The sequence below is a fragment of the Neisseria sp. P0022.S010 genome, from assembly GCF_051956635.1.
This window is the reverse complement of the sequence record NZ_JBQCXF010000013.1, coordinates 25,974-40,057: the sequence shown is the minus strand read 5'-3', so window position 1 is coordinate 40,057 and position 14,084 is coordinate 25,974. Positions and strand designations below refer to the sequence as shown.

The 14,084-nt window shown below is 46.2% G+C and carries 15 protein-coding genes; 1 reads left to right on the top strand and 14 read right to left on the bottom strand.

Going from position 1 to position 14,084, the window contains the following annotated elements:
• Positions 1 to 167: 167 nt before the first annotated feature.
• The 7 genes from ACTHUT_RS03130 to sdhC all read right to left on the bottom strand — a co-directional run bounded on the left by ACTHUT_RS03130 (position 168) and on the right by sdhC (position 8,170).
• Positions 168 to 2,996, bottom strand: coding sequence for a 2-oxoglutarate dehydrogenase E1 component (locus tag ACTHUT_RS03130; protein ID WP_440385562.1), 2,829 nt, complete (start codon positions 2,994 to 2,996; stop codon positions 168 to 170).
• 210 nt (positions 2,997 to 3,206) lie between these two features.
• The gene (gene gltA / locus ACTHUT_RS03125) at positions 3,207 to 4,490 is read right to left on the bottom strand and encodes a citrate synthase (protein ID WP_440385561.1); all 1,284 of its coding nucleotides are present in this window, start codon (positions 4,488 to 4,490) and stop codon (positions 3,207 to 3,209) included.
• A gap of 122 nt (positions 4,491 to 4,612) precedes the next feature.
• The gene (locus ACTHUT_RS03120; protein ID WP_003678830.1) at positions 4,613 to 4,861 is read right to left on the bottom strand and encodes an FAD assembly factor SdhE; all 249 of its coding nucleotides are present in this window, start codon (positions 4,859 to 4,861) and stop codon (positions 4,613 to 4,615) included.
• 3 nt (positions 4,862 to 4,864) lie between these two features.
• Entirely contained in the window at positions 4,865 to 5,572 is a 708-nt protein-coding gene (locus ACTHUT_RS03115; protein ID WP_003678833.1) for a succinate dehydrogenase iron-sulfur subunit, read from the bottom strand.
• Between the two features lie 119 nt (positions 5,573 to 5,691).
• Entirely contained in the window at positions 5,692 to 7,455 is a 1,764-nt protein-coding gene (sdhA, locus tag ACTHUT_RS03110) for a succinate dehydrogenase flavoprotein subunit (RefSeq protein ID WP_003745594.1), read from the bottom strand.
• Positions 7,456 to 7,457: 2 nt separating this feature from the next.
• The gene (gene sdhD, locus ACTHUT_RS03105) at positions 7,458 to 7,799 is read right to left on the bottom strand and encodes a succinate dehydrogenase, hydrophobic membrane anchor protein (RefSeq protein WP_003745591.1); all 342 of its coding nucleotides are present in this window, start codon (positions 7,797 to 7,799) and stop codon (positions 7,458 to 7,460) included.
• Positions 7,793 to 8,170, bottom strand: coding sequence for a succinate dehydrogenase, cytochrome b556 subunit (gene sdhC, locus ACTHUT_RS03100; protein ID WP_440385560.1), 378 nt, complete (start codon positions 8,168 to 8,170; stop codon positions 7,793 to 7,795). The genes sdhD and sdhC overlap by 7 nt, the downstream gene beginning before the upstream one ends.
• A gap of 463 nt (positions 8,171 to 8,633) precedes the next feature.
• Between sdhC and ACTHUT_RS03095 the strand changes: the two genes are divergently transcribed.
• Positions 8,634 to 9,017, top strand: coding sequence for a YkvA family protein (locus ACTHUT_RS03095; protein ID WP_049349066.1), 384 nt, complete (start codon positions 8,634 to 8,636; stop codon positions 9,015 to 9,017).
• Between the two features lie 156 nt (positions 9,018 to 9,173).
• On the opposite strand, the gene ACTHUT_RS03090 is transcribed toward ACTHUT_RS03095, so the two are convergent.
• The 7 genes from ACTHUT_RS03090 to dapF form a co-directional block, all read right to left on the bottom strand.
• Positions 9,174 to 9,560: a hypothetical protein gene (locus ACTHUT_RS03090; RefSeq protein ID WP_440418672.1), complete on the bottom strand. Its 387-nt coding sequence runs from the start codon at positions 9,558 to 9,560 to the stop codon at positions 9,174 to 9,176.
• A 101-nt stretch (positions 9,561 to 9,661) separates the two neighbouring features.
• Positions 9,662 to 10,255 carry a DUF4304 domain-containing protein gene (locus ACTHUT_RS03085; RefSeq protein ID WP_440385558.1) on the bottom strand — a complete coding sequence of 198 codons (594 nt, stop codon included), beginning with the start codon at positions 10,253 to 10,255 and terminating at the stop codon, positions 9,662 to 9,664.
• Between the two features lie 9 nt (positions 10,256 to 10,264).
• The gene (locus tag ACTHUT_RS03080; protein WP_414386996.1) at positions 10,265 to 10,585 is read right to left on the bottom strand and encodes a hypothetical protein; all 321 of its coding nucleotides are present in this window, start codon (positions 10,583 to 10,585) and stop codon (positions 10,265 to 10,267) included.
• Positions 10,586 to 10,867: 282 nt separating this feature from the next.
• Positions 10,868 to 11,368 (bottom strand): membrane lipoprotein lipid attachment site-containing protein, encoded by a 501-nt coding sequence (locus tag ACTHUT_RS03075; protein ID WP_432757692.1) that lies wholly within the window; start codon positions 11,366 to 11,368, stop codon positions 10,868 to 10,870.
• Between the two features lie 155 nt (positions 11,369 to 11,523).
• Positions 11,524 to 12,456 (bottom strand): cysteine synthase A, encoded by a 933-nt coding sequence (gene cysK / locus ACTHUT_RS03070; protein WP_440385557.1) that lies wholly within the window; start codon positions 12,454 to 12,456, stop codon positions 11,524 to 11,526.
• 106 nt (positions 12,457 to 12,562) lie between these two features.
• The gene (locus ACTHUT_RS03065) at positions 12,563 to 13,165 is read right to left on the bottom strand and encodes a hypothetical protein (protein WP_440385556.1); all 603 of its coding nucleotides are present in this window, start codon (positions 13,163 to 13,165) and stop codon (positions 12,563 to 12,565) included.
• On the bottom strand, positions 13,162 to 14,013 hold the full coding sequence (gene dapF / locus ACTHUT_RS03060) for a diaminopimelate epimerase (RefSeq protein ID WP_049330948.1): 852 nt from the start codon (positions 14,011 to 14,013) through the stop codon (positions 13,162 to 13,164). Before dapF ends, ACTHUT_RS03065 begins: the two co-directional genes overlap by 4 nt.
• Positions 14,014 to 14,084 lie beyond the last annotated feature (71 nt).

Genomic DNA, 14,084 nt, shown 5'->3' with positions numbered 1-14,084 from the left:
TTCCATTCCAAGAGCGTGCCTTCAGATACGCTTTCAGACAGCATAGGTACTTTTACATCAATAATCATTTTGTGTCTCCAATGGCCCTTTCAGACGGCCTGTTGTGTGTTTTTAATTCTGCATATGGGCATTCCGCCTGAACAATTTCAAACGGAATGCCGCTAGGCTTACAACGCCAAAGCGTCTTCAACCAATTGTTTCAATTGAGCAATGTGTTTGCTTGAGTAGCCCACTGCAGGCGATGCGCTGCTTGGACGACCGGCATAAGACAGTTTTTGCTCTTCGCTGATAACGCCTTCGATGCGGTGGCGGATTTGGTAGAACGCGCCTTGGTTTTTCGGCTCTTCTTGTGCCCAAACCACAGATTTTGCGTTCGGATATTTCGCCAGTTCAGCTTTAACCTCTTCGTATGGGAACGGATACAGCTGCTCAACGCGGACAATAGCAACATCATCTTCCAGTTTACGCTCGGCACGGCCTGCTTCCAAGTCATAGTAAACCTGACCGGCACACAATACCACGCGTTTCACGCTGTCGTTGCTTGCGCGTTCGGCAGTATCACCGATAACCGGACGGAAAGTCGAACCTTCGGTGAAGTTTTCCAGCGGGCTCATTGCACCTTTGAAGCGCAACAGGCGTTTGGACATGAAAATCACCAGCGGTTTGCGGTATGAACCCAAGACTTGGCGTTGCAAGAGGTGGAACATTTGCGACGCTTCAGACGGCATGATGACTTGCATATTGTTCTCAGAACACAGTTGCAACCAACGTTCTACGCGTGCAGAAGAGTGCTCGGGGCCTTGACCGTCGTAGCCGTGCGGCAGGATGGTGGTCAGGCCGCACAAACGACCCCATTTGGTTTCGCCTGAAGACAGGAATTGGTCGATAGTTACTTGCGCACCGTTGGCGAAGTCACCGAATTGAGCCTCCCAAATGGTAAGCTTGTCAGGAGCGGAGCAGGCAAAGCCGTACTCGAACGCCATCACGGCTTCTTCGTTCAAGATAGAGTCGATAACCAGGAACTCGCCCAAGCCTTCGCCCATGTTGCGCAGAGGAACATAAGTACCGTCGTCCCATTTTTCGCGTTTTTGATCGTGCAGAACGGCATGACGGTGTGAGAATGTACCGCGGCCGGAGTCCTCACCGGAGATACGCACGCCATGACCTTTGGTCAGCAGGCTTGCGTATGCGAGGGTTTCGGCCATGCCCCAGTCGATAGGCTGTTTGCCGGATGCCATGGCTTTACGCGCTTCGATCACACGTTTTGCAGTCGGATGCAGGGCAAAGCCTTCCGGTACGGCGGTGAATTTCTCGGTAAGACGCTCGATGTCGGCGGCAGGCAAACCGGTTTCGATTTTTTCGCGCCAATCTTTGCCTTGGTATTTGCTCCAGTCGATTTGTGTGCGTTGGAAGTTGCTCAGCGTTGTTTGTTCAACATGTTCGCCTTTGTCCAAAGCATCACGGTAGGCTTGGATGTAACCATCAGCCTCAGCTTGGGTTACCACGCCTTCGGCAATCAGTTGCTCGGTGTACAAAGCACGCGCACCTGGGTGTTGCGATACTTTTTTGTACATCATCGGTTGGGTCAAGGTCGGATCATCGCCCTCGTTGTGGCCCCATTTACGGTAGCAGACAACGTCGACCACGATGTCTTTATGGAATTTTTTGCGGTAATCCAAAGCGGCTTGGATGGCAAAGCAAACGCGTTCAGGATCATCGCCGTTCACATGGATAACCGGAGCGGAAACCATTTTTGCGATATCGGTACAGTGTACGGTTGAACGGGTATCGCGGGTATCGGAAGTGGTAAAGCCGATTTGGTTGTTGATCACGATGTGAACAGTACCGCCGGTGGTATAACCGCGTGTTTTAGACAGGTTGAATGTCGCTTGGTTAACACCCAAACCGATAAATGCGGAGTCACCGTGAATCAATACCGGCAAGACTTTATCGCGGCCGTTTTCGCCCAAACGTTTTTGTTTGGCGCGCGCAGAACCTTCCACTACCGGGTTAACAATTTCCAAGTGTGACGGGTTGAATGCCAAAGAAACGTGCATCGGGCCATGCGGAGTAGCGATGTCGGAGCTGAAGCCCATGTGGTATTTCACGTCGCCGCTAGGCAATTTGATTTCGGCACGGCCTTCAAACTCAGCGAACAGATCAGCCGGTTTTTTGCCCAAAATGTTAACCAAAACATTCAGACGGCCACGGTGTGCCATACCGATGATGACTTCTTCCACGCCGTCTTTACCGGCGTTTTGAATCAGGTAGTTCAAACCGGCAATCGCGCTTTCACCGCCTTCTACACCAAAGCGTTTTTGACCGACATATTTGGTATGCAGATAACGTTCCAAAGTTTCGGCGGCAGTCATTTCTTTCAAAATACGGCGTTTTTGATCGGCATTGTAATGCGGTGTGGACAATACGCTTTCAAAATAATTGCGCACCCAACGACGCTCTTCAGTATTGGGAATATAGATATATTCCAATGCGATGTGGCCGCAGTAGGTTTGTTTCAGATTACTGATGATTTGGGAAAGGGGCAATTTGCCTTGACCGGAAAAATCGCCCTCGCCCATATTGAATTGAAGCGCCATGTCGGCATCAGACAGACCGTGGAATTTAGGGTCGAGTGCTTCGATGTTTTGAGGGGGGATACGTTTGAGCGGATCAAGTTGGGCCGCACCCACGCCTTGAATACGATAGGCAGAAATCAGTCGCAAAACGCTGACTTGCTTTTTCATCATTGCCTCATCCACACCGCCTGCAACAGCAGATGCAATTTTCTTTTTAGCCAAAGTGGCAAATGATTCACGAATCGGTGTGTGGGCAACATCGACAGCGACTGCGCCCGGCTGTTTACTCAAATCTGTAAAATACTGTTTCCATTTTTCATCGACAGATTCCGGGTTTTCCAGAAACTTTTCATACAACTCCTCGATGTATGGCGCATTAGAACCAAACAGATAAGAGAAATTGAGTTTTTCGTCCATCATGGCGTGAGCTCTTTTCTTTAAAATATAAACAAAGGGTAGAATCCCGTGTTCTCCGAACGGAATTCAGGCCGTCTGAAATGACACTTTATTCTACCCTATTTTAAATCAAATTACCTGTTATCAACTTAATTAATTATGGGTCAACCTCATTGAAAACAACAATTCGATTTTTTCAAACGACTTTTTAACAATATATTAATATATTGTCTGTTAGCGCTTATCCACCGGAACATAATCACGACGTTCCGCACCGGTATACAGTTGACGCGGGCGGCCGATTTTCAGTGTCGGATCGCTAATCATTTCATGCCAATGTGAAATCCAGCCTACACTGCGGGACAACGCAAAGATAACGGTAAACATTTCGGTCGGAATACCTAACGCGGACAAGACGATGCCGGAGTAGAAATCGACGTTTGGATACAGTTTGCGTTCGACAAAGAATGGGTCTTTCAGTGCAATTTGTTCCAATTCCATCGCCAGCTTGAATTTCGGACTGTCCTCCAAGCCCAACTCTTTCAAGACTTCATAGCAGGTTTCGCGCATGATGCTGGCGCGCGGGTCCATATTGCGGTATACGCGGTGACCGAAGCCCATCAGACGGTATTTGCGTTGTTTCACACCTTCCATGTATGCAGCAACATTAGACACATCACCGATTTCGTCCAGCATCTTCAACACAGCTTCGTTTGCACCGCCGTGTGAAGCACCCCACAGACAGGCGATACCGGCAGCGATACAGGCAAATGGGTTCGCACCAGAAGAGCCGGCCAAACGTACGGTCGAAGTAGAGGCGTTTTGCTCGTGGTCGGCATGCAAAATAAAGATGCGGTCGAGCGCGCGGGCCAATACTGGATTAGGTTTATATTCTTCACATGGTGTGGCAAACATCATGTGCAAGAAGTTTTCAGCATAGGAAAGGTTATTTTTTGGATAATTGAACGGCAAACCGTTGGAATAACGGTAACACATTGCCGCAATAGTCGGAATTTTGGAGATTAAGCGGTAAATCGCGATTTTGCGGTGTTCAGGATTGGTAATATCCAAGCTGTCTTGATAGAACGCAGACAGCGCGCCAACCACACCCACCATCATCGCCATCGGATGCGCATCACGGCGGAAACCACGGAAGAACCAAGTCAACTGTTCATGCACCATAGTATGGTGGCTGACTGTAGCATCAAATTCTTTTTTCTGTTCGGGCGTAGGCAGCTCGCCGTAGATCAACAGGTAGCAAACTTCCAAGTAATCAGATTTTTCGGCCAGCTGCTCGATAGGATAACCACGGTAATACAACAGACCTTCATCGCCATCAATATAAGTGATTTTAGATTCGCAACTTGCAGTGGACACGAATCCTGGGTCGAATGAAAACAGACCTGTATTTTTTGTCAACGCACGGATGTCAACCACATCATGGCCGATACTTGCTTCCAATACTGGCAGCTCCAAAGCCTCTTGATTTGGGGTGGTGAGCTTGACTGATTTAGACATTCTTAAACTCCTTTGTAGGTTGGGGCTTTCGTTGCCGTCTAAGCGGCACGGTCTTTTTTCAGACGGCCTCCGTATGGAAAGAGCTTGTTCGGATCGGTATCGCAAACAAGCTCTATAACACATCATGCCTGTCTGATTTTTTCAAGCATGGGAATCAGGTGCTTCTTGTCCGTCGCCGAATGTCCGTTAATCAAGGCAAGCAATTCTTGGTCTTGAAATTCGAGGATTTCGGAAAATTCGGACAATTCCTGATCACTCAGGTGCTCGAATTCTTTTTCCATAAACCTGCCGAAGATTAAATCTAATTCCAATAATCCCCGGCGGGTTTGAAAACGGATTTTCCGTTTGGCAATATCGTCAAAAACCATCATTTCTTAAACGGCTCGTTTCAACATAATCTCTTTAATCTTACCGATGGCTCGGGTCGGATTCAAGTGTTTAGGACATACGTCTACGCAGTTCATAATGGTGTGACAGCGGAACAAACGATATGGGTCGTTCAAATTATCCAAACGCTCATTAGTAATGGTATCGCGGCTGTCCGCAATGAAGCGGTAAGCATTCAGCAAACCGGACGGACCGACGAATTTATCAGGATTCCACCAGAATGACGGGCATGCAGTCGAGCAGCAGGCACACAAAATACATTCGTACAAACCGTCCAACTCTTTACGCTCTTCCTGAGTTTGCAAACGCTCTTTGTCCGCATCAATCGGATTGTCGTTGACAACATAAGGTTTGATAGAATGATATTGTTTGAAGAATTGGGTCATGTCCACAATCAGGTCGCGGATAACAGGCAGACCCGGCAGAGGACGGATTTTGACCGGCTGTTTCAGGCTGCGCAAATCGGTCAAACATGCCAAGCCGTTTTTGCCGTTGATGTTCATACCGTCAGAACCGCAAATACCTTCGCGGCAAGAACGGCGGAAAGACAATGTATCGTCTTGTGCTTTCAGGCGCACCAAAGCGTCCAAAAGTTTAACGTCGGTTGGTTCCAATTCCAACTCGTAACGTTGCATATAAGGCTTGGCATCAACGTCCGGGTTGTAACGGTAAATTTCAAAACTCATTTTTTCCATGAGAAGTGTTCCTTTTCTCATAAACTGCCCAATGATTTTGTATTATGGATTCAGGCAGTTCAATGTGGGTATGGTTAGGTTTCAGACGGCCTCCATGATAAAGGCCGTCTGAAAACTCATCAATAAACGCGTTTGGCCGGTTTGATGTATTCCACGCTCAAAGGCTTGGTATGTACCGGTTTGTAGGACAAGGTGTTGGTATCTGAATGATACAGGGTATGTTTCATCCAGTTTTCGTCATCACGCTCAGGATGGTCGTCTGAAGCGTGCGCGCCGCGCGATTCTTTACGTGCTTCGGCGGACACCAAAGTCGCTTTCGCTACTTCAATCAGATTATCCAATTCCAAGGCTTCGATACGCGCGGTATTCCACACTTTGCTCTTATCTTTGATTTCAGTACGTTTCACACGCTCGGCAATCGCCATGATTTCTCGAACGCCTTTGCTCAGAATCTCATCGGTACGGAACACGCCGGCATGCAGTTGGACGGAGCGTTGCAGTTCGCGACGCAGCGCATCAACGTTTTCACCGCCGGTTTGATTGTCCAAACGCTCGATACGTTGACGGGTCAATTCGCCGGCATTAGCAGGCAGAGGTTTCCAACCGCTTTGCTCTTTGATGAATTTAATCATGCTGTCGCCGGCAGCTTTACCAAATACCACCAAGTCCAACAGAGAGTTGGTACCCAAGCGGTTTGCACCGTGTACGGAAGCACAGGCGCACTCACCTGCGGCATACAGGCCTTTTACAGGCACTTCGTATTCGTCGCCTTGAGGAACGACAACTTCGCCATGATAATTGGTCGGAATACCGCCCATCATGTAGTGGGTAGTCGGTACGACAGGAATCGGGTCTTTAATCGGGTCGATACCGGCAAACTGAATGGAAATCTCGCGGATGCCCGGCAGTTTTTCCATAATTTTTTCTGCACCGATATGGTCGATTTTCAGCAATACATGGTCTTTGTTTTTACCGCAACCGCGACCTTCGTAGATTTCCATTGCCATTGCGCGAGAAACCACGTCACGGGAAGCCAAGTCTTTTACGGTTGGGGCATAACGTTCCATAAAGCGTTCGCCGTTGGCGTTCAACAAAATACCGCCTTCACCGCGCACACCCTCAGTAATCAACACGCCCGCACCGGCCACACCAGTCGGGTGGAATTGCCAGAATTCCATGTCTTCCAACGGAATACCTGCACGGGCACAAATACCCAAACCATCACCAGTATTCATATAGGCATTGGTAGAAGACGCATAAATACGGCCGCCGCCGCCAGTAGCAAACATCACGGCTTTAGCATGGAAAATATAAACTTCGCCGGTTTCCATTTCCATGGCGGTTACACCGACGACGTCGCCGTTTTCATCACGAATCAAATCTTGCGCCGTCCATTCCACAAAGAATTGTGTATTGGCACGGACGTTTTGTTGGTACAGGGTATGCAGCATCGCATGACCGGTACGGTCGGCAACCGCGCAAGCACGTTCTACCGCGCGTTTACCGTGTTCGGCAGTATGGCCGCCGAAAGGACGTTGGTAAATTTTGCCGCTTTCCACGCGGTCAAAAGGCATACCCATGTGTTCCAATTCAATCACTGCCTCAGGCGCGGCGCGACACATAAACTCAATCGCATCTTGGTCACCCAGCCAGTCGGAACCTTTTACGGTATCGTACATGTGCCAATCCCAACGGTCTTCCTGCACATTACCCAATGAAGCAGAAATACCGCCCTGAGCCGCCACGGTATGAGAACGGGTCGGGAACACTTTAGACAAAACAGCACAATTCAAACCAGATTTAGACAATTGGAGGGCTGCGCGTAAACCTGCACCACCACCGCCAACAATCACGGCATCAAACTTACGAACAGGAAAACTCATATTTACCCCCAAATTACTTTAACTGAATACACCAAGCAGCCTACCAACCAAACGATGGTGGCAACTTGTAAAAACAAACGCACGCCGAAAGGCTTAATGTAGTCCATCCACAAATCACGGATACCTACCCACGCATGCAAAAATACGGCCAAGAAGCTCACTTGGGTAAACACTTTCACCCAAGTTTGATCAAAAAATGCCTGCCATGCCGAATATTCTTTAGGCAACGTGAACAAAACAACCAAAAGAACTACGGTGTACACCAACATGATAACCGCAGTTGCACGCTGCATTGCCCAATCGCGCAAACCGTAATGCGCACCTGTCAATTTACGATCTACCATAATAAAGCTCCCAAAACGACAGTCAAAACCAATGCAGAAGCAAATACGGCTTTAGCGGTATTGCGTGCGGTATTCAGCTCCAAGCCTTTATGCCCATCCAAAAACAGAAAGCGGATGCCGGCAAAGAAATGGTGCAGATACGCCCACAGCAGACCGATGAGGATCAACTTCACAAACGGATTAGAAATAACGGAACGATATGCTTCAAACGACGATTCGCGATCCAATGTTCCTGAGAAGAGGTATAAAAGAACAGGCAGCATCAAAAACAAGCCGACGCCGCTGATACGGTGAAGAATAGATACAATCCCCGGTATGGGCAATCGGATATTGGGAATTTCCAAAAATACCGGGCGTGATTTGGCGGACATGGTCAGTTCCTCTATGATTTATTATCAGCTCAAAACCTATAGCTCAAGACTACAATAAGCTACATAAACCATAATTTACCTGTTTTATCTCATTTTGAACAGTGTAATTTATGAGTACTCCAATGGTTTTTACCAAAATACCAATAAAATCAAATAATCATTTCTAAATTTTTTTTTGTATGATTGGTCTTTTTGTGACTTTCCTGCAATTAAGCCACCCTGCCCGCCGTAACACTGACGATAACATCATCATGACTTGAGAATCATATCAACTGCAAGATAAATTCTCATTCTTAAATGCCATTTTTACAAAGGCATACACCTTTCTTAACTTATTACTATTGCAGCATTGGTATCACTATTACATAGTTATACATTCATAAGCATTTCATCCGCCCCCAAATAGACTAAAATACAACGCAACACCAACCATGTTTCCATACCTTAAAAAGGAAGCTCAATCATGGCACACTCCCCTCATCAAAACACACCCGATCCGGAAGACTACATCCCCTCCTTCCGCCGTCGAAACTTAGACACATCCGGCTTCATGAAAAAACTCGGACGCTTTGCCGGACGCTTGGGCAAACCTGTCGTCCGCCAGCTTTATGCGCTTTATTATCTCTGGGAATCCGAACATACACCCAAACGCGCCAAAATGATTATTGTCGGCGCACTGGTTTACTTCCTCAGCCCTATCGACAGCATTCCCGACCTTCTGATTCCCTTCGGCTTCAGTGATGACATTGCCGTCATTGCGTTGGTTTATTCTCAGATGAAAAACTATCTGACCGAAGACATCAAAGAAAAAGCCCGTCAAGCGGCAGACAAGCTGTTTGGTTCTTGATTTAGATAGAGTTCAACTTGCTAGGATTACTACCTTATGCTTCTATACACTCATCAAAAATAAAATACTTTGATTCCGACCTCCTTTTAATAAGGACTCACTTGAACCCTTTGATTCCAATATTTCTCTAATTTAAGTTTAAGGGAAAGATGACGACTAGTCAGAGAAGGTTAAATATGAGACTAAAATATCCTTTACTAATTCTAGAAAAGCAACTTTATTTCTTGGCTCTTTTGAAGCAAAACCAAATTCATATTCAAAGAAATACTCAACCACTTTATCTCCAGCCTGTAAGACATCCTCAATGACCTCTAACACTTGGTTTTGTTTTTCTTCTTCTAATCTCAAAAAATACTCTTTCACAAATGCATCAAATACTGTAACGACATCTTCCTCTTTGCTCATATCAAAATGATACAGAAACTCAACCTCTTCACTTGATACAACATTACTTTCTATGGACATCATTAGATTCCACAATACTGAATATTGTCTATGAAAATAGTCTCTACTTTTCAACTTTTCCCCCAATTCTTGCGACACATCCTTTATTGAACAGGTCTAGACTAGCATTCCTAGCTATTACCTACTTTAGTGAAAAAGCATCCATTTGACCATCATACCCCCTTAATCTCAATTTATTCCTAACAATTTTTTAAAACATCTCCCGAACGAATGTAGGTTTTAAAGAAGTTTTTGGGAACAGAGGCAATCTTAGGTGTGATAGATAAACCATAGTTTGCAAAATCTAAAGCCTGCTTTTTAGAATCGATTGAATCATAATACTCAACATACAATCTGCATAAGTTCACTTTGGTGATAGAGAATTGTTTTAACAACCAATCCTTATCAAGATCCTTCTCGGGATCTATGCTCGAAAATACGGTAGGATACGATGAATACTGAGCAGTAAAATCAATGGCGTCTTGGACAGCCTTTTCCAATTCAGCTTGATCCATGCCATTTCTATGATCGATAGATCCTAATCGCGTCCTTAAAGCACAATCCACTTCTTCTAACAGTCCCGATTCCAGAAAGAGGGGATGAAGGCCAACATTCACGAAATAGGCACTACCATCTGATTTTCGTTGAAAATAGATGACTGTGTAAAAATCATGATCGACTTTATAATAGTTATTGGTTCGCTTTAGTCGCAAAAAACCATTTTTTAGGAAGAGTTCTTTGGCCTCTTTCATTTCATTACCTCTATTTCTAACAGGATGTGGAGAGTTCCTCATTGCATTTTCCTAGGAATCTAAATGGATATAGGTTATCCCTACAACTTTCCCGTTCTCAATCGCATATTGCTTAACAGAATGAATGGAACTGATCAAACCTTCCTTACTGATTTCCTCTAGGGTTGCTGGCACTATTTGACCCTTTAATTTAAAATCCCGAGCCTTATCTATCTCCCCCACATCATCAATGGACGTCCAAAAGAGCATATATTCATCGCAATAAAAATAGATCTGATCATCATAGAACTCAGGTATTTTACAGAACTCAACTCCATCACTTTGCCTTTCTATCGCTCCACTATCTCGATAAACAAAGTAGGTCTTTTTCATTTTTCATTTCTCCTTTTATATTAATGGAAGGAGTATTCGCATTTCGTTCTACTCCGCTATCTTGCACTGATTTACATTTCTAGTTTAACAAAATGCTCTATCAGCGAATAATATTCATCTCTTCTTCAAGTGAAACCCTCATTCCTCTTCTATGTTTCTACTTCAGCTTCCACTCTAAATAATAAGCTAAAAATAAAATCAGATTAAGTCTGTAATACCGATATAAAATGCAAAAAGAAGGCCGTCTGAATATTCAGACGGCCTTCTCGGTTTATGACTTTTTTATTTCAAAGGCTGCATACCCATAACTTCCATCAAGAAGTTGGTAAACGCAGGATTGCTTGGCTTAGTATCCATGTTTTTCCAGCGTTGTTGCCAACCGCGCAAAGCACCTTGGATGTACTGTTTGGATTGCTCGGTAGTAATTTCACCACGTTGGCTGTCAACGGCAGAACGCAGATAAACTTCGTACATACTGTCATCGACAGAGTTGCGTCCCACTTGTTGGATTCGGAAGCGGTTCAAATATTGGGCAGCCTGAACTTTGGTCAGACTACCTTGGCTCACTTGGGTACTCAAGCGACGTGCTTCATCATGAATCTTGGAAACATCTGCCCAATGCGAAGGAGCCAAATGATAACCGGTAGCTGAAACTTGTGAATCAGCCTTAGGTTTTTTGACGTTGGTTGGTCGAACTGGCACTTCTTTCAAAGTCGGAACATAAATCGATTCACAACCGGCAAGTGCCACCACAGCAAGGATAGGAAGAATGTATTTTTTCATAATGCGCATTATAAGCATGATTCGTTGAAGAAACCAACTTTTGAATAACGGTATTCAAAGCTCATTAACTGAATTACAACAGATTTCATACGATATCTCAAGCCCATACGCAAAAAAGGCCGTCTGAAAACGGCCTTTTAACCACAATCCTATATTTATGCCAAATCGGCAAAAAGCGGCGTAGAAAGATAGCGTTCGCCATATGATGGCAACAAGACAACGATCAGCTTGCCTTCGTTTTCAGGTTTTTTAGCCAGTTGCAATGCGCTCCATACCGCAGCACCGGAAGAAATACCTACCAAAATACCCTCTTTCTCAGCCATAGCGCGCGCGGTTTCAAATGCTGCGTCGTTAGGCACTTTGACAATGCTGTCGTAAACAGTCGTATTCAAAACGCTGGGGATAAAGCCTGCGCCCAAACCTTGAATCGGATGAGGGCCTTTTTCGCCGCCACTCAATACTGGGGAAGCTTCAGGCTCGACAGCCACGATTTGAACTTCGGGTTTGTATTTTTTCAACACTTCGCCCACGCCGGTAATCGTACCGCCCGTACCCACACCGGCCACGAAAATATCCACTTTACCGTCTGTATCGCGCCAAATTTCTTCGGCAGTGGTTTTGCGGTGAACTTCAGGATTGGCCTCGTTATCAAATTGGCGCGGCATAAAGTAAGTATCTGGATGTTCGTCCACTAAAGATTGGGCTTTGGCGATAGCGCCTGCCATGCCTTCGGCAGCAGGGGTCAGAATCAATTCTGCACCAAACGCACGCAGCAGCATTTTGCGTTCTTTACTCATGCTTTCAGGCATGGTGATAGCCAATTTATAACCCCGGGCCGCGCACACCATGGCCAAACCGATACCGGTATTGCCGCTGGTCGCCTCAACGATAACGGTATCTTTATTGATTTTACCGGCTTGCTCGGCCGCTTCAATCATAGATTCGGCAATACGGTCTTTCACGCTGCTGCCCGGATTAAAGAATTCAAGTTTAACGGCAATTTGCGCTTTTAAACCTTCGGTCAGGCGGTTCAGTTTCACCAGAGGTGTGTTGCCGATCAGCTCGGTAATATTATTTGCAATTTTCATTTCCTGCTCCTGATTTAGATGTAATACAGCCTGCATATTAAACTCAGGCCGTCTGAAAAACCAATATCGAAAATTTCTTTCTTTATAACTTTTGGTTCAAGCGCGGTCAATATCCACTGCGCTCAAAAATCAATGCAACGGCAACCACAGCCTGCATCACGACGGCAACCGTCCAGCCTGCCCACATCTGCCGCATACTGAAAAGAGAGGCAGACTGCTTGCAAACAACCACTCTGTGCAGATAAAACACCAGCATCAGGACGCCCTGCAATGCAAACCAATAAATGGGTTTCAAAGCATAAATTTTCAGCAAGGCCGCCCATGCAAAAACCGAGCCTGCCAGCGGCAAGATGAAATAAACCGCGACAGCCAGGAAAACAAAAGCCAAAGTCATGACGACATTGGAAACGGCAAATAAGGTCAAACCGGCATATTCACCTGCCGACCAAAACTTTCTGTCTTCCGTTTTACTGCAATCGTCAATAAAGAAAAAAACACTGGCGACGGTCAGGTAAAAATGAGGGATGAACAAAGGGCCTGTATGCGTAAAGCCCCACATTCCGGGCAACAGGCGCGCGCCCAGTGCCGAAATCCCCAGCCACAACAGCACCGCAGCCCAAAACCATTGAAACCGCTGCGCACGAAAAATAAACGCCAACGATACCGCAGCATACGCAATGGCAAACCAAAAATCCAAAGAAACCATCATGAATACTGCAACTCGCCTTCGAAAACGGTTTCAGCAGGGCCGGTCATTTGCACATCACCCCCTTCTTCCCAACTGATAAACAGTTCGCCCCCAGGCAGAGTAACACGCACAGGCGCACCCGCTTTCAGCAGGCCATTGCGCACGCCGGCCACCACGGCCGCACACGCTCCAGTACCGCAAGCCTGAGTTTCCCCCACCCCGCGCTCAAACACACGCAACCGGACGGACAACTCATCTTCAATCTGCATAAAGCCGACATTGACCCGTTCAGGAAACTGCTCGTGCGATTCAATGGCACTGCCCCAATGCTCCACCGGTGCAGCCTCAACATCATCAACCAAAATTACCGCATGAGGATTACCCATATTCACACAGCTTACCGGCACAGATTCCAAACCGACCAAGACAATATGTGTCAGCGCATCTTCCGTTTCACCATGCGCAGGCACAAACGGAATTTCAGACGGCATGAAACGCGGTTTACCCATATTGACGGTAACCAAACCGTTATCCAACAGCTTCGGCACAATAATTCCTTTGGCCGTTTCGACCAAAATTTCCGTTTTATCCGTCAAACCCTTATCCGCGACAAAACGCGCAAAACAACGCGCACCATTGCCGCACTGCTCTACTTCCCGACCATCCGCATTGAAAATACGATACCGAAAATCGACCGCATCAGAAGAAGGCTTCTCCACCACCAAAAACTGATCAAATCCCACGCCGCGATAGCGGTCTGCCCATTGGGCAAGCGGCGCAGCCAACGGATCAAAGTCCTGCTCGATGGCATTGACCACCATAAAATCATTGCCCAAGCCGTGCATCTTCGTAAATTTTAAAGTTTTCATTATTCATTCACATTCTTATTAAATCATTATTCCGGCACATTCTACACCAGAATGATATATCCGTTTCTATC

Bases quoted from the DNA above. Each gene is read 5' to 3' on its own strand.
- ACTHUT_RS03115 (WP_003678833.1), bottom strand. From the start codon at position 5,572: ATGGAAAAAATGAGTTTTGAAATTTACCGTTACAACCCGGACGTTGAT.
- ACTHUT_RS03095 (WP_049349066.1), top strand. From the start codon at position 8,634: ATGGCACACTCCCCTCATCAAAACACACCCGATCCGGAAGACTACATC.
- ACTHUT_RS03075 (WP_432757692.1), bottom strand. From the start codon at position 11,368: ATGAAAAAATACATTCTTCCTATCCTTGCTGTGGTGGCACTTGCCGGT.
- ACTHUT_RS03080 (WP_414386996.1), bottom strand. From the start codon at position 10,585: ATGAAAAAGACCTACTTTGTTTATCGAGATAGTGGAGCGATAGAAAGG.
- sdhD (WP_003745591.1), bottom strand. From the start codon at position 7,799: ATGGTAGATCGTAAATTGACAGGTGCGCATTACGGTTTGCGCGATTGG.
- cysK (WP_440385557.1), bottom strand. From the start codon at position 12,456: ATGAAAATTGCAAATAATATTACCGAGCTGATCGGCAACACACCTCTG.
- ACTHUT_RS03085 (WP_440385558.1), bottom strand. From the start codon at position 10,255: ATGAGGAACTCTCCACATCCTGTTAGAAATAGAGGTAATGAAATGAAA.
- ACTHUT_RS03120 (WP_003678830.1), bottom strand. From the start codon at position 4,861: ATGATGGTTTTTGACGATATTGCCAAACGGAAAATCCGTTTTCAAACC.
- sdhA (WP_003745594.1), bottom strand. From the start codon at position 7,455: ATGAGTTTTCCTGTTCGTAAGTTTGATGCCGTGATTGTTGGCGGTGGT.
- gltA (WP_440385561.1), bottom strand. From the start codon at position 4,490: ATGTCTAAATCAGTCAAGCTCACCACCCCAAATCAAGAGGCTTTGGAG.
- sdhC (WP_440385560.1), bottom strand. From the start codon at position 8,170: ATGTCCGCCAAATCACGCCCGGTATTTTTGGAAATTCCCAATATCCGA.
- dapF (WP_049330948.1), bottom strand. From the start codon at position 14,013: ATGAAAACTTTAAAATTTACGAAGATGCACGGCTTGGGCAATGATTTT.
- ACTHUT_RS03065 (WP_440385556.1), bottom strand. From the start codon at position 13,165: ATGATGGTTTCTTTGGATTTTTGGTTTGCCATTGCGTATGCTGCGGTA.
- ACTHUT_RS03130 (WP_440385562.1), bottom strand. From the start codon at position 2,996: ATGATGGACGAAAAACTCAATTTCTCTTATCTGTTTGGTTCTAATGCG.